The following is a 15805-nucleotide window of genomic DNA, read 5'->3' on the forward strand; positions in this document are numbered from 1 at the left end:
CTGTTCCTGTTATTCGGCGGCGACCTTGCGGTCGTCTTCACGGGCACGGGTGGCGGTCGCCTCTGCCTCGGCCAAGGCGGCGCGGAGGCGGGCGGCGAGCACCCTGACATTCGGTTCGAGAACCATGGAGTCATGGTCGCCCGGCACCTCGATCACTTCGAGCTTGGGGGCGAAGGGGGTCCACAGGTTGTCGTGGAACACGTATTCTCGCTGGCTGCTGACGTAATTGCCGCCGGTGACTTTGTAGGTCTTTTCCAACGGCGGGCGGTAGAGGATGACGCGGCCCTCGTCCCAGCGTTCCAGTTCGTAGACGCCGATGGCGTGGCGGAAGGCGGCCTCGATCGCGGCGTTGTGGAAGGAGGGGACGGTGGGATCGGGTTCGCCGGCCTGCTGGGCGCGGCGGGAGCGTTCCCATTCGATGCGGCGCTTGGCCCATTCCGCGATGAAGCGCGGCCCGCCGGCGCGGAGTTCGGCCAGCTTGATCATCAGCCGGTCGGGGCGGGTTACGACGGGGCGCACCGGGAGGGGCGTGTCGAGCAGGACGACAAGCGCCACCTCTTCGCCTGCGGCGCGGAGTTGGCGGCCCATTTCCCATGCGGTGAGGCCGCCGCCAGAGAAGCCGCCCAGCAGGTAGGGGCCGTGTGGCTGGATTTGGCGGAGTTCGGCGATGCAGCTTGTCGCCGCCTCGACAAGGGTGTCGTGCGGTTTGTCGTCGCCGAAGAGGCCGCGCGCCTGCAGGCCGTAGAAGGGCCGGTCGCTGCCCACGAGATGGGCGAGGTGGCGCAGGTTGAGGACGTTGCCGAACATGCCCGCGACGAGGAAGAAGGGCGTGCGCTGGCCACCGTCGCCGCCATGCATGGCCACGAGATGGGTGTATTTCGGACCGGCGGGGTTGGCCTTGGCGGCGGGATCGGCGGCCTTGCCTTCCTCGGGGCCGATCTGTTCGGCGATGAGGGCGGCACAGCGGGCGATGGTCGGGGCCTCGAACAGGACCGAGATTGGGAAGTCCAGCTTCCACTGGCGGCGGATCATCGCGAAGAGGCGGACGGCGATCAGGGAATGGCCGCCGAGGGCGAAGAAATCGTCCTCGACCCCCACTTCGCCGACGCCGAGCAGTTCGGACCAGAAGCCGACGAGGATGCGTTCCACCTCGGTCCGGGGGGCCACATAGGCGGTTTCCAGATCGGGGCGGGCGAAACCCGCACCTTCGCCTTCGTCGCGGTGGTCGCTGGCATCGGCCTGACGGACCAGCGCGGGCAGGTCGAGCGAGGAGACGATGACCTGCGCCTCGTCCGAGGCGAGGGCGCGGAGGAAGGCCTCGGCCCCTTCGGCGGGGCGGATGCCGTCTTCAAGAGCCTGCAGGAGGCGCTGTTCGGCGGGCGAGGCTGCGCGGGCGGCGCCTTCATCGGCCACGACCTCGGCGGGTGTGGGCGGGTTCGGGCGGGCCAGAACCTGCGAGGCGGCGACGGAGCGGAAGGTGATCCCCTGCACTTCGACCAGCACCTTGCCTGATGGATCGGTGAGGGTGACGTCGAAGCTGGCGTTTTCCGGGCTGGGGGTGCCCTTGATGCGGGCCCAGCTGCGGATTTCGGCGGGCAATGGCGCGTGGACGCGCACCGTGCCGGAGGTGACGGGAACCCAGAGTTCGCCTTCCGGTGCCTCGGGCAGGAGGGCGAGGCCCCAGCCCGTGCCGATGTCGTAGAGCGCGGGGTGAAGTGGGGTGCCTGCAGTGTCGCCCGTCGCATGGGGCGGCAGGGCGAGGGTGGCCAGACCTTCGCCCTGACCCAGCGCCGTGGCGCGGATCACCTGCCAGCGCGGGCCGAAGGCGATGCGGTCCTCCTGCGCCGAGGGCAGGGCCACGCCGTCACGGGCGGCCTTGCGGTCGGGGCAGCGGGCGGCGATGGGGGAAAGGTCCAGCGTGCCGGGCTGTTCGGAATGCGGCGCGATGTCGGCCTCGACCGCCAGTGCCCAGCCTGCGGTTTCGCGGGTGCGGGCCTGCAGCCGATAGCCGCCGCCCTTCTGGCGGGTGAGCGTCACGCGCAGGTCGCGCGGGGCGTCGGCCTCCAGCCGGATGGGGCGGAAGACGGTGAGACCGGAAAGGGTGAAGCGGGCGGATTGTCCGATGGCCGACAGCGCCTCTGCCGCGATCTCGGGCCATGCGGCGCCGGGAAGGATGGCGGTGCCGTCCTTCAGGCGGTGGTCATCCATCACCCAGTGCGACGGCGTGAGGGTGGCTGAAAAGCGCGTGGTTTCACCCTCTTGCGACATGCGGTCGAGGATGGTCAGACCGGGAAGCGGAGCCTCGGCCGCGCCGTCGGAGCGTTTGGCGGCGGCGTCGGCGGCCATGCCGATGCCGGACCAGATGCCCCAGTCGATGGCGGTGACGCGGGTCTTGCCGCCTGCGCGATGTTTGGCGAAGGCGTTGAGGAATTCGTTCGCCGCCACGTAATCGGCCTGACCTGCGGGTGCGATCAGGGTGGAGGTGGAAGAGAACAGCACGATCTGCGCCACGCTGCCATCGGGCAGGAGGCTGCCCAGAAGCTGCGTGCCATTGACCTTTGGCGACAGGACGGTTGCGGCGGAACCGGCGTCCTTGCCCAGAAGCGGGGCGTCATCGACCGTGCCCGCAGCATGGACGACGCCATGGATCGGGCCGAGTTCCTTCCGTGCGCGGTCGAGGGCCGTGCGCATGTCTTCCGGGTTGCAGACATCGGCGGCGAGGGGAAGGACCTGACCCAGACGTTGCAGGCGGGAAAGGACGCCCGCCCGGACACTGCCTGCGGGGGGTAGGCTGCGCCCGATGAGGGCGATCTTTGCGCCATGGTCGCGCATGAGGCGTTCGGCGACCGTCACGCCGATGCCGCCGAAACCTCCGGTGACGACCCAGACCGCGCCTTGCGGCACCGGGGCGGGTTGCGGCAGGGGTGCGGGGGCGATGCGGGTTTCATAGCGGCGCGCCCCGCGCAGGGCGGCCACGGTATTGCCGGGGCTGGCGAGCATATCTTCCAGCACGAGGTTTACCGTCTCGGCCGGGATGGTGCGGCGGCTTTCGGGAAGGGCGACGTCCAGCAAGGATGCCGTCAGACCGGGGAATTCGCGCGGCATGACGCGGACCGGACCGCTGATGGCAGCCTTTTCCGGGTAGGGCAGCGCTTCCTTGCGGACCTGCGCCGCGCCGGAGGTGAGGACGGTCAGATGCGGCAGGGGCTTCAGCCCCGCTTCGCCGAGGGCCTGACCGAGGAAGAAGAGGCTCCAGAACCCCTGTTCCATGTTGCGGTGGAAGAAACTGGAACCGGGGCGGAAGGTTTCGGCATCGGTGACCAGCCATGCATGGGTGATGCGGTCGGGCGTCAGCCCGCGTTGCACCAGATCGGCCAGAAGCGCGTCATAGCCTTCGCGGCCATGTTCCGGGGCGAGGGTGTAGGTTTCCTCGCCCGTCCGGGCGAAGGCATCGCCTGCATGGACTGTGACGACACGGTGGCCTGCGGCGCGCAGGCGCTGCACGGCGGCGCGGGTAAGGCCCGCCTCATCGGCGAAGACCAGCCAAGTGAGGGGCGCGCCGAGTTCGGTTTCCACATCGACGAGGCAATCGGCCGGGGCCGCGCGCCATGCGAGGCGATAGCCGAAATCGGCCACGGCGCTGTGGCGGGAGGGCAGCGTTTCGGCATCCTCCATCGTCGCGGGCAGGCCCGGTTCGATGAAATAGCGCGCGCGCTGGAAGGGATAGGTGGGCAGCGGCACGCGGTGACGGCGGGCCTCGCCCCAGAGTTGCGTCCAGTCCGTCGCCGCGCCGCAGGCCCAGAGGCGGCCCAGCGTGGCGATGAAGTGGCGGTCGTCGGAGGTCTTGTCGTCGGGGTGGCGGAGGCTGGAGGGGACGGATTGCCCGCCCATCACGCCATTGGCCTGCGCCAGCGTCGACAGCGCGCGACCGGGGCCCACCTCCAGATAGACGCGGTCGGCCTTTTCGCGCAGGGTGGCGATGCCCTGCGCAAAGCGGACGGTGCCGCGCAGGTGGGCGACCCAGTAATCGGGGCTGGTCGCCTCGGCTGCCGTAAGGGGTTTGCCGCTGCGGTTGGAGATGATGGGAATCTGCGGCGGCGAGAGCGTCATGCCGGCCAGATGGGCGCGGAAATCGGCGAGGATCGGTTCCAGCATCTTGCTGTGGGCCGCGATGTCGATGGCGATGCGGGTGGTGTCGATCCCGTCGGCCTTGAGCCGCTCGGCCAGCGCCTTGAGCCCGTCATCGGGGCCGGAGACGACGGTGAGTTCGGGGGCGTTGACGGAGGCGATGTCGAGATCGCCCAGATAGGGGGCGAGCGCCGTTTCGGAGAGCGGCACGGAAAGCATCCCGCCTGCAGGGACGGTGTCGAAGAGCTTGCCGCGCAGGTGGACGAGGCCGATCACGCCTTCCAGCGTCATCACGCCCGCGATGCAGGCGGCGGCGTTTTCGCCCATGGAATGGCCGATGAGGGCTGCGGGCTTGACGCCCCAGCTTTCCCACAGGCGGGCCAGCGCGATTTCCACGATCAGGATCAGCGGGAGTTGCAGCGAGGGGCGGCGGAGGCGTTCGGCGGCCTGCGCCTCGGTCCCAGGTTCGGGAAGCCAGAGGGCGCGGATATCGACGGTGGTCAGGCGGTCGAGGATGGCGAGGCCCCTGTCCATCCATTCGGCGAAGACCGGTTCGGTTTCATAGAGATCGCGCGCCATGTTGGGATATTGCGCGCCGCCGCCGGGGAACATGAAGACGACATCGGGCGTGTCGCCCACCCGGCGCTGGGTGAAGACGCGGCGCGGATCGGCGGCTTCCAGCATCGTGGCCGCCTCGTCATGGGTGGCGGCGACCAGGACGCGGCGATGTTCGAAGGCGCGGCGGCCTTCCTTCAGGGTGAAGGCCACATCGGCGAGCGGTTGTTCGGGATGGGCGCGCAGATGGGCGGCAAGGCGTTGCGATGCCTCGTTCAGCGCCGATGGGGTGCGGGCCGAGAGGACGAGGAGTTGGAAGGGCCAGTCGCTTTCGCCGGAGGCGGCGATGGCGGGGGCCTCTTCGAGGATGACATGGGCGTTGGTGCCGCCGACGCCCAGCGAGTTGATGCCCGCGCGGCGCGGCCCCTTGCGGCGGGGCCAGTCGGTCAGGCGGTCATTGACGCGGAAAGGGCTGGTGTCGAAGTCGATGGCGGGGTTCGGTGCCTCGAAGTTCAACGAGGGGGGCATCTGGCGGTTGTGGAGCGCCAGCGTCGTCTTGATGAGCGAGGCCACGCCTGCGGCGGTGTCGAGATGGCCGATGTTCGTCTTGACGCTTCCGATGCGCGCGAAGCCCGTGTCGGGGGTGGTGCGGCGGAAGGCCTCGGTCAGAGCGGCGACCTCGATCGGGTCGCCCAGATAGGTGCCGGTGCCGTGGCATTCGATGTAGTCGACGGTGTCGGCGGTCACGCCCGCGACTTCCAGCGCCTCAGCCACGCAGGCGGCCTGACCTTCGACCGAGGGGGCGAGGTAGCCCGCCTTGGCCGCGCCGTCATTGTTGACGGCGGTGCCGCGGATGACGGCCCAGATATGGTCGCCATCGGCGATGGCATCTTCCAGACGCCGCAGGATGACGGTCCCTGCGCCAGAGCCGAAGACGGTGCCCTGACCGCGATGGTCGAAGGCATGGCAGACGCCGTCGGGTGAGAGGACCTCGCCTTCCTTATAGATGTAGCCGCGGTTTTGCGGCAGTTCGATGGTGACGCCGCCCGCTAGCGCCATGTCGCATTCGCCGTTGAGGAGCGCCTGCACGGCATAATGCACCGCCACCAGCGAGGTGGAGCAGGCGGTCTGGACCGAGAGGGAGGGACCCTTGAGGTCGAAGATGTGGCTGACGCGGGTGGAGAGGAAGTCCTTGTCGTTGCCTGTATGGCGCAGCAGGAACATGCCCGTGCTTTCCACCAGCGACCGGTTGGAACAAAGGTTGAAGTAGAAGTAGCTGCCCATGCCGCAGCCCGCGAAGACGCCGATGCGTCCCTTGAAGCTTTCGGGCGGGTGGCCTGCGGTTTCCAGCGCCTCCCAAGCGGTTTCGAGGAAGTGACGATGCTGCGGATCGAGAATCGCGGCTTCCTTGGGAGAGAAGCCGAAGAATTCGGCGTCGAAAAGGTCGAAGCCGTCGAGAGGGGCGGCGAAAGGCACGTAGTTGGGATTCTTCAGCGTGGCCGGGCTTTCGCCCGCCGCGGCCAGTTCCTCGGGCGAGAGGCGGCGCACGGCGGAGCGGCCTTCGCGGAGGTTTTCCCAATAGGTTGCGATATCGGGGGCGCCGGGCAGGTGCGCGGCCATCCCCACGATGGCGATGTGCGTTTCACTCGTATCCATGTCGGCCTTCTGATCGTTCCGAGGACAATGCGCGCCGCGGGGCGGCGTGCAGCAGGGGACACTCGTCAATCAAGCGAACTGGTACGGAACCGGGCTTTCACCCAGTAGGAGGTTGAGATGCCGGGCTTCTATGGCGGAAAGATGACCGCCATCGGACAGTAAAAAGAGTGACTTTGCGGTATCTGCCGCAGCGCGGCACATTCCCCCTGTTGGACAATTTATTCCCTCATGGCCTGTGCTCGCAAGGGACCGCTAGGCGATGGCGATTGTGTCGCGGGGGAGTCGTGGCCGGAAAATGGGGCAAATTTGCCATCAATCGGCCTTTCCGGAGGGCTTGATCGGTGATCGGCTGTTGTGTTGGAGCAGGATGCTGCGTTAGAAAAAGTTAAGCGGTTTGAAGGCAAAGCCCCGGAAGAGGGATGTCTCATGCCGAATTCGGTCAGGACCGCGGCGCGTTCGGCAGGCAGAACGGTACGCGGGCCGACAAAAGCCCGTTAGAGGGAAGGGGAAGTGACATGAGATTTGTGCAAAAGTTGGTTCTGGCCGTGGTGATGCTGCCGTTCATCGCGATCCAGAGCTTTGCGCAGGACTATCGGTTGCAGCGCGGTGACACTGTCGCGATCGAAGTGCTTGAAGATACCACGATGAACCGCACGGCGTTGATCCTGCCGGACGGACAGATTTCCGTGCCGATGGTCGGTACTCTGCCTGCTGCCGGGCGGACGCTGGCCGAGGTTCAGGCGGATGTCGCCTCGCGTCTGGCACCGAACTTTGCGACCGCACCGACGGTCTATGTCTCGCTGAGCGCCCTGCGTGAGCGGGTTACGGGGCCTGCGCGCGTGATCAGCATCTATGTGATCGGTGCTGCGAACTCGGCCGGGCGCGTTGAAGTGCCGCCGGGGGCGACCCTTCTGCAGGCGCTGAGCGCCGCGGGCGGGCTTTCGCCTTTTGCCGCCGAAAAGCGTCTGCAACTGCGCCGCGTCGACAAGGCGGGCAACGAAACCATCTATCCGGTGGACTATGACGCCATCGAGCGCGGCACCTCCAAGATCGGGGCGACCCGTCTGAAGGATGGCGACGTGATCGTGGTGCCGCAGCGCCGTCTGTTCGAGTAAGCGGGTTCATGCGGAGACCGGGATTGATCCGTCATTCATCTCTTCTGGGCGCGGCCATCATGGCCGCGTCTGCTGCATCGGCGCAGGATGCGCCCGAGGGTGGGTTCAACCTGTCCTTCGGGATCGACCAGCGATTCGAGCTTGGGCGCAACGTCGATCTGGCGACGCCTGCGGAGGGCACCAGCGCGACCTCGGCGACGACCTTCAGCTTTGGCCTGTCCAGTATCACGCCGCTGGACCGGATCGAACTGGATGTGGCAGCCGATCTGCGGATCGAGAACACGCCAGACACGGCCGGGACGGAGGTGAGTTTCGGCCGCCCCGAACTTGGTTTCTCCTATGTGCGGGAGATCCCGGATGCGCTGTTCTCGGTAACGGCGCGCTATGTCGAGGATGACGTGGGTGCGCTGGACGACGACCTGACCGTGACCGGTTCGGACGGGACCGAGATCGATTACGGCGTGACCCTGCGGTATGAGGGGCTGCGGACCGCACCGGCGAGCATCTTCCTTGAGGGGACCTTCGACGCGACCGAATATCGTGACACGACGGACCCCGGTCTGCTGGATACGGACACCTATGGCCTGACGCTGGGCACCGTGCTGCGGCTGAACGACGTGCTGCGGGCGACCGTCAGCATCGGGCAGGAGCGCGAGGTCGAGGAGCCGGGCACGCTTACCGAGACGACGACGACGCGCGTGGAACTGGAGCAGGCGCTGGCGAATGGCGCGGTCTTTGGGTCGGCAGAACATGCGACGGACGGCACGGAAAACCGCGTCACTCTGGAATTCGGGCGGACGCTGTCGCTTGCCAATGGCGGGTCGCTGACCGGGCGGATCGGGGTGACGGACTCGGATCTGGGCGGCAACGACCTGATCGCGTCGCTGGCGCTGACCAATCCGCTGCCGGACGGGGCCATTACGGCCAGCCTGTCGAGGTCGGCGAGTTACGACACGACGGCTGCGGAAACCACAGTGGACACGCGGCTGGAGCTGGGCTGGACACGGGACGTGAACGAGAGCGCCTCGGTCGGTCTTGATTTCGCCTGGGCTGTGAGCGACGCGCCTTCGGAACGGATCGAGGAGACGGAACTGGTGGCGACCTACAGCTATGCGCTGTCGCCTGCGTCGTCGCTGGATGTCGGCATGTCCTATCGGACGCGCGACGATCTGGGCGGTCGGGCGGAATCGCCTTCGATCTTCCTTGGAGTGGGCCGCAGTTTCTGAGGCACCACGATGCGACAGTCGGCGAGGGGCCGGTTCCGGATGATCCCGGACCGGCTCCTTCCATTTTTACCTGCCGCGATCCCCTGCGCAGGGCAGGGCGCGGGCAATCCTGACCCGAAAACGCCCAAATTCCCGCACAATCCGTTTGTATAGGTTAACGCCTTAGGGATGGCCCGACCTCTGTCTTCCGGAAAGGTTCCGCGAAAACAAGACGTTCGGCCCCCGATGCGATGGAATAAGGTTCGGGTGGGTTACCAATGGCGACGATGAATTCCGGGCTGGGCGGAAGCGCGGGCTATGGGGAGCAATCCTTCAAGGCCGGGTCGGCACCGATCACCGGAAACCTCGACGATGGCTTTGTCAGCGTGAACATCACCTCGGTCTTTGGGCCGGGGGGGATGACGATCAACGGCACGAGCTATACGAGCTTTTTCATTGGCAGCAATGGCCTGATCACCTTCAATTCCGGGGTGACGACCTATACGCCGAGCACGTCGCTGACCTCGCTTGGTCAGCCGGTGCTGGCGCCGTTCTGGACAGATGCCGACATCTCGAAGGGCGGGGACATCTATTGGGACCTCGATCCTGCGACAGGCAAGATCACGGTGACATGGCTGAATGTCGCCCCGTATACCGGCAGCGGGACCAACAGCTTTCAGGTGGTGATCACCGCGACCGGCGGCGGTGATTTCGACATCGAATATATCTACGAGAACATCGGCTACACCAACGGTTATACCGGCCATGCGACGACCGGGATATCGAACGGCACGACGCAGACGCTTTTGCCGGGTTCGGGTGACCCGGCGGTCCTGAGCACCTATTCCAGCACCGATTTCGAAACGAACGATCCGTTGGGCGTCTATGGGTTGGGCTTTGAGGGCGGTACGGTCTTCACCGGCGACGGGATCGTGGACGGCACGGGCGGGAATGACCTGATCGACACGGCCTATACCGGTGATCCGGATGGCGACCGGGTGGATCGAAACGATGCCACGGGTTTCTTGGGCACGACGGGGGATGCCGATTTCATCCGCGCCGGGGCCGGGGCGGATACGGTCAATGCGGGCCTTGGCAACGACATCGTGCACGGCGATGCGGGCAACGACTCCCTTTCCGGTGGATATGGTGCGGATACGATCTTCGGCGGGACAGAGAATGACACGATCGACGGCGGGTCGGGCAATGACAGCCTGGATGGCGGCGATGGCAACGATCTGATCTATGGCGGGGCGGCGGGGGCGGCGGTCACCTACACGCCAAGCTATACCGAGATCACCCAAGCCACGCAGACGGTGACGGGCAGTTCGGGGCGGCCGAATTTCTCGGTTCGGACATGGTCAAACGAAAACAACCTGACGACAGCGACGAACGGCACGGTCAGCGGCTATCGCATCGGCAACGGGGATTCGAACGAGACGCATAGCCATGCCGCCTCTGCGCCGCTGGCGGGCGGGCGTATCCTGTTCAACGGTCTGGACACGACGGAGAGTTTCGCGATCCAGATCGATGGGGTTACGGTCAATCTTGCGACAGCGGTTGCCAACGGGACGGTCACGTTCAACGGGAACGGGTTCTACGGGATCAACGGATCAGGGAACGTGGCCAGGACCGGGGGAAGCGGCAGTAACCCGGCGACGGTGGGCACGATCACGATCAACGTGCCCTATTCGACGCTGTCCTTGGTGGCAACTGGCACGAACAGTAACAGCACGACCTCGGGCTTCTTCTACGAGTACTACGTCAACACCCAGCCGCTGAACATCGCGGCGGAGGATGCGGGGAATGACACGCTTCTGGGCGGGGCGGGAAGTGACACGCTGTTCGGAGGGGAGGGGACGGACTCCCTTCAGGGCGGAACCGGCGCGGATTCGCTTTATGGCGATGCCGGGAACGACACGCTGGCGGGGGGCGATGACGATGACCGCCTGTTCGGCGGCACCGGCAACGATTCGCTTTCGGGCGAGATGGGGAATGACACGCTTTCGGGCGAGGAGGGCGATGACACGCTGTCTGGCGGGGAGGGCAATGACTCTCTGATCGGCGGGATCGGGATCGATTCCCTGCTGGGCGATGGCGGCAATGACACGTTGGCAGGGGGCGAGGGGAATGACCGCCTGTTCGGTGGCACGGGCAATGACTCTCTGTTGGGCGAGTTGGGCAATGACACGCTGTCGGGCGATGACGGCGATGACCGTCTGTTCGGCGGCGACGGGGCCGACAGCCTTTCTGGCGGCAATGACAATGACACGCTGGTGGGTGGGGCCGGGGCGGATACGCTGATCGGCGGCGCGGGCGTGGATGTCGCGGATTATTCGGCCTCGGCGGCTGCGGTGGTGGTCGATCTGGCGGCGGGGACGGGATCGGGCGGCGATGCAGCGGGCGACAGCCTTTCGGGCATCGAGAATGTGATCGGCACGTCCGGGAATGACCAGTTGCTGGGGGATGATCCGACGAACAACACCCTGTTCGGCGGCACCGGCAATGACCTGCTGGATGGCCGGGGCGGGAATGATCAGCTTTACGGCGGGGCCGGTAGCGATACGCTGATCGGCGGCGCTGGCGCTGACCTGCTGGATGGCGGTAATGACAACGACACGCTGGTGGGCGGGACCGGGGCGGATACGCTGATCGGTGGCGCGGGCGTGGATGTCGCGGATTATTCGGCCTCGGCCGCTGCTGTCGTTGTTGATCTGGCGGCTGGGACGGGATCGGGCGGGGAGGCGGCCGACGACAGCCTTTCGGGCGTCGAGAACCTGATCGGCTCTGCCGGGAATGACCAGTTGCGGGGCGACGATGCCACCGGCAACACGTTGTTCGGCGGGCAGGGGAATGACCTGCTGGACGGGCGGGGCGGGAATGACCTGCTTTATGGCGGGGCGGGTGGCGACACGCTGATCGGTGGCCTTGGCAACGACCTGCTGGATGGCGGCGAGGGCAATGACATCCTCTACGGCGGGGACGGGGCTGACACGCTGCTGGGTGGCATCGGCAATGACAGCATCTTCGGCGGCAGTGCCGGGGATGTGGTGGATGGCGGTGCCGGGACCAACCTGCTGGACCTGTCCGACTGGGGTTGGTCGCGGACGAATGTCCTCTATAACCCCGGCGATGCGCGCAGCGGCACGGTGGAGTTGCTGGATACGAACGGCGCGCTGCTGGGGACGATGCAGTTCTCCAACATCGACATGGTGGTGCCCTGCTTTGCCACCGGGACCTTGATCTCCACCCGCCGCGGAGAAGTGGCGGTAGAGGATTTGCGCGCCGGGGACGAGGTACTGACGCGTGATGGCGGGTTCCGCCCGCTGCTTTGGGTGGGGCGGCGCGATTTGGGGCTGGCCGATCTGCTGGCGCGGCCACAGCTTTGCCCAGTGCGCATCGCTGCGGGGGCACTTGGCCACGGGCTGCCGGAGCGCGACCTGACGGTATCGCCGCAGCACCGGATGCTGATCGAGGGTCCGCGGGCGGAGGTCCTGTTCGGCGAGCCAGAAGTTCTGGTGGCAGCGACGCATCTGGTGGGCCAGCCGGGGGCGGAACGGATGGCCGCGATGGCGGTGAGCTATGTGCATCTGCTGTTCGACCGGCACGAGATCGTCCGCGCAGAAGGGGCCTGGTCCGAGAGCTTTCAGCCCGCCATGGCAATGCTGGACGAGATGGATCAGGCGCGGGCGGAGGAAATCCTGTCGCTGTTCCCGGATATGGTCGCGAAGGAAGCGGCCTTCCCTTCGGCGCGGCTTACCCTGAAGGCGCGTGAGGCGCGGGTTCTTCTGGCGGCTTGACGGCAGAGACGGCGTCGCGTCGGCGCACGCCCTGCAACCGACCGATTGGCCGTAATACCCGATGCTTTCAGCCTTGCATGCCGACGATCATATGAAGGTTTGATTTGGTGGAGCCAGGGAGGATCGAACTCCCGACCTCTTGAATGCCATTCAAGCGCTCTCCCATCTGAGCTATGACCCCACCGGAGGTCGAAGCGTTTCCGCTTCGATGGGCGAAGCGTTGCCGCTTCGTTGGGCGCTGTCTAGTAGAGGGCGCGGTGGGGTGCAAGCGAAAAAAGCACCCGATTTCCGCGCCCTGCCACGGCCGACAGCAGGGCCTTAAACCTCTTCCTCGTCGCCGGCCACATCGGCCAGATCGTCGAGCGAGACGTTGTCATCCGCATCGTCTTCGAGCAGATCGTCGTCCAGTTCCGTATCGTCGGCGACGCCCGCCTCGAGCAGGTCGTCATCGGCTTCCAGATCGTCCACCAGAACGTCATCGTCCTTTTCCGGCACGGCGCGGCTGATGACAGCGGCGGCCATCTTGCGGCGCGCGGATTCGATGTCCACGACTTCGCCGGTATAGGGCGAAACGATGGGCGTGCGGTTCAGGTCATAGAAGCGCTTGCCGGTCGTCGGGCAGATACGCTTGGTACCCCATTCTTCCTTGGGCATGGTCGTTCCCTTGAAATGGCGTTCCGGAATCGGATTCGCCGATGATCAGGCTGGGTTGTCCAGAGTCGTGGTCGCTTGCCACAAGGCAAGGCGGGTGTCAAAGCCTTTTGCGGGCGTTGCGGCCTGCGTGCAAGTGGCTATCCTTGGTGCGAATATCAAGAGGTTGCGGATGCCAGTCCTTCCCGGATCGCCCCCGGTGGAAATCGTGCTGAAACGGTCGGCCCGCGCGCGGCGCTTTTCGTTGCGGGTGTCGCGGCTGGACGGGCGGGTGACGCTGTCACTGCCCGCCCGCGCGCGGGAGGCGGAGGCGATGGATTTCGCCCGCGCGCAGGAAGGCTGGCTGCGCGAGACGCTGGCGGGGATGCCTGTGCGTGCCGGGGTGGGCATCGGGTCGATGCTGCCGGTTGAGGGGCGGATGCTGCGCCTGACCCAAGGCACGGGGCGTAGGGTTCGGGTGGAGGAGGAGGCGCTGCTGATTCCCGGCGATCCGGCGCAGGCAGGGGTGCGGGCGGCGGCCTTCCTGAAGGCGCTGGCGCGGGAGCGGCTTGTCGCTGCGTCGGACCGCTATGCCGGGATGATCGGACGGCGGGTGGAGCGGGTCACACTGCGCGACACGCGGTCGCGCTGGGGGTCCTGCGCGGCGGATGGCGCGCTGATGTATTCGTGGCGGTTGATCATGGCACCGCCTGCGGTGCTGGACTACGTCGCCGCGCATGAGGTGGCGCATATGGTCGAGATGAATCACTCCGACCGTTTCTGGGCGGTGGTGGAGCGGCTGTATCCCGGCTGGCAGGCGCAGCGGAAATGGCTGCACACACATGGGCAGGCGCTGCATTCCCATCGTTTCGGGGATTGATTTTCCCCCGTCGCGGGTGCTTGGCTGCGGATCATGCCGATTACCCCTCGCCAGACCGACCCCAATGCCGCTGCGCATGAACGCCTGTACCGGACGCTGCGCCAGCAGGTGATGCATGGCGAGTTGCCGCCCGGTCAGGCGATGACGCTGCGGGGGCTGGGCAAGCAGTTCGGGGTCAGCATGACCCCTGCGCGGGAGGCCGTGCGGCGGCTGGTGGCGGAGGGTGCGCTGACGCTGTCCTCCTCGGGGCGCATCTCGACGCCGGAACTCACGCCGGAGCGGATCGAGGAATTGGCGGCGATACGGGCGCTGTTGGAGCCAGAGATGGCGGCGCGGGCTTTGCCACGGGCGCATTTCGCGCTGATCGAGCGGTTGGCGGCAATCAATGCGCTGAACGCGGAAGCCGTGGTGAAGCAGGATGCGGTTGCCTATGTGCGGACCAATCTGGAGTTTCACCGCACGCTTTATCTGCGGGCGCAGGCGCCTGCGATGCTGGCCATCTGCGAGACGGTCTGGCTGCAACTGGGGCCGACGATGCGGGCGCTTTATTCCAAGCTGCGCCGCAAGGAGCCGCCGCAGCATCACCGCATGATCCTTGCCGCGTTGAAGGCGGGGGATGAGCCGGGGCTGCGTCTGGCGGTGCGGACGGATGTGACGCAGGGGCTGCGGCATCTGGCGGGATGACGGGATGAAAGTGCCGCCACTTGCGCTGCTGATGGCGGCGGTGACCATCGTCGGGTCGAATTCGCTGGCCTTGTCGCCCATCGCCTTGGAGATCGGGCGGGGGTTCGGGGGGGCAGGCGCGCAGGAGGTGCTGGTCGCGGCCTCGCTGTTCGGGGCAGGGACGGCGGCGTCGGCGGTGGGGATTGCGCCTTTCGCCGATAGGATCGGGTTGTCGCGGGCCCTTGTCGCGGCCCTTTGCGTGCTGGTTCTCGGGATGATCGGGACGGCGGTCGCCCCGGCGCTATGGGTGGTGTGGGTTGCGCAGGCGGTGGCGGGGATCGGGTCGGGTGTAGCCCTGCCCGCGACCTATGGGCTGGCGGCAGAGATCGCGCCGAAGGGGCGGGAGAGCACCTTCATGGGGCGGGTGCTGATGGGGTGGACGTTGTCGCTTGTGTTTGGTGCATCCGCCGCGGCGTTGATTGCAGAAGTGGCGGGGTGGCGGGCCGTGCATGGCGTTCTGGCAGGGCTGGGCTGTCTGGTGCTGCTCGCGATGGCTGCGGCGCCCCGCATGGGCGAGCAGCGGGCGGCGCAGGGCGTCGCGCCTTGGATGGCGCTGCGAGTGCCGGGGATCGGGGCAGCGCTGGCGGTGGCGGGGGGCTATATGGCGGCCTTCTATGGGCTTTACGCCTATGTCGCGCCGCATCTGCAGGCGGGGCTGGGCTGGCCCGTTTGGATGGCGGGGTCTGTGCCCCTTGTCTATGGGATCGGGTTCGGGCTTGCCTCGATCGGTGACCCGTGGATTGACCGCTTTGGGCCACGGCGGGTTGCGCCTTTCGTCTTTGGCCTGCTGGTGGTGCAGTATCTCGCGCTGGCCTCGGTGGCGGGTCAGGCTTGGGCGCTGGTGGGGCTGTGCCTGAGTTGGGGGATGATCAACCACATGGGGTTGAACCTGATCGTCGGGCGGCTGGCAGGATTGGACCCGGCGCGGCGGGGGGCGGTGCTGGGGCTGAATTCGGGGGTGACCTATCTGGCGATGTTCTTCGCCACGCCGCTGTTCGGCTGGGTCGAGGCCGGTTGGGGATTCGCGCTCTGCGCCGTATTGGCGGCGAGCTTTGTGCTTCCTGCGCTGGGGGATGCGCTGATCCGGCGGCGCGCGGGAGCCTAAGGGCGGGA

General features: G+C 66.7%; 8 protein-coding genes and 1 tRNA gene. 6 read left to right on the top strand and 3 right to left on the bottom strand.

Annotated elements, in window-relative coordinates:
• Positions 1–9: 9 nt before the first annotated feature.
• On the bottom strand, positions 10–6339 hold the full coding sequence (locus TabM4_RS04015) for a type I polyketide synthase (RefSeq protein ID WP_434618771.1): 6330 nt from the start codon (positions 6337–6339) through the stop codon (positions 10–12).
• A gap of 515 nt (positions 6340–6854) precedes the next feature.
• Here TabM4_RS04015 and TabM4_RS04020 point away from each other — a divergent pair.
• The 3 genes from TabM4_RS04020 to TabM4_RS04030 all read left to right on the top strand — a co-directional run bounded on the left by TabM4_RS04020 (position 6855) and on the right by TabM4_RS04030 (position 12459).
• Positions 6855–7454 (top strand): polysaccharide biosynthesis/export family protein, encoded by a 600-nt coding sequence (locus tag TabM4_RS04020; protein ID WP_434618774.1) that lies wholly within the window; start codon positions 6855–6857, stop codon positions 7452–7454.
• 23 nt (positions 7455–7477) lie between these two features.
• Complete coding sequence (locus TabM4_RS04025) at positions 7478–8680, top strand: hypothetical protein (protein ID WP_434618777.1); 1203 nt, start codon at positions 7478–7480, stop codon at positions 8678–8680.
• A 257-nt stretch (positions 8681–8937) separates the two neighbouring features.
• Entirely contained in the window at positions 8938–12459 is a 3522-nt protein-coding gene (locus TabM4_RS04030; RefSeq protein ID WP_434618780.1) for a Hint domain-containing protein, read from the top strand.
• A 105-nt stretch (positions 12460–12564) separates the two neighbouring features.
• On the opposite strand, the gene TabM4_RS04035 is transcribed toward TabM4_RS04030, so the two are convergent.
• Positions 12565–12640: transfer RNA gene (locus TabM4_RS04035), tRNA-Ala, on the bottom strand.
• A 137-nt stretch (positions 12641–12777) separates the two neighbouring features.
• Entirely contained in the window at positions 12778–13113 is a 336-nt protein-coding gene (locus TabM4_RS04040) for a TIGR02300 family protein (protein ID WP_434618782.1), read from the bottom strand.
• Between the two features lie 169 nt (positions 13114–13282).
• Here TabM4_RS04040 and TabM4_RS04045 point away from each other — a divergent pair, with 169 nt between their 5' ends.
• From TabM4_RS04045 to TabM4_RS04055, 3 genes are read left to right on the top strand one after another with little or no spacing between them, the layout of a single operon-like run.
• Positions 13283–13969: a M48 family metallopeptidase gene (locus TabM4_RS04045; RefSeq protein ID WP_434618785.1), complete on the top strand. Its 687-nt coding sequence runs from the start codon at positions 13283–13285 to the stop codon at positions 13967–13969.
• Between the two features lie 33 nt (positions 13970–14002).
• The gene (locus TabM4_RS04050) at positions 14003–14653 is read left to right on the top strand and encodes a GntR family transcriptional regulator (protein ID WP_434618788.1); all 651 of its coding nucleotides are present in this window, start codon (positions 14003–14005) and stop codon (positions 14651–14653) included.
• A 4-nt stretch (positions 14654–14657) separates the two neighbouring features.
• Positions 14658–15797 (top strand): MFS transporter, encoded by a 1140-nt coding sequence (locus tag TabM4_RS04055; RefSeq protein ID WP_434618790.1) that lies wholly within the window; start codon positions 14658–14660, stop codon positions 15795–15797.
• Positions 15798–15805: the final 8 nt, after the last annotated feature.

Origin of the sequence: Tabrizicola sp. M-4, from assembly GCF_051132405.1 — a bacterium.
Classification (GTDB): domain Bacteria; phylum Pseudomonadota; class Alphaproteobacteria; order Rhodobacterales; family Rhodobacteraceae; genus Paragemmobacter.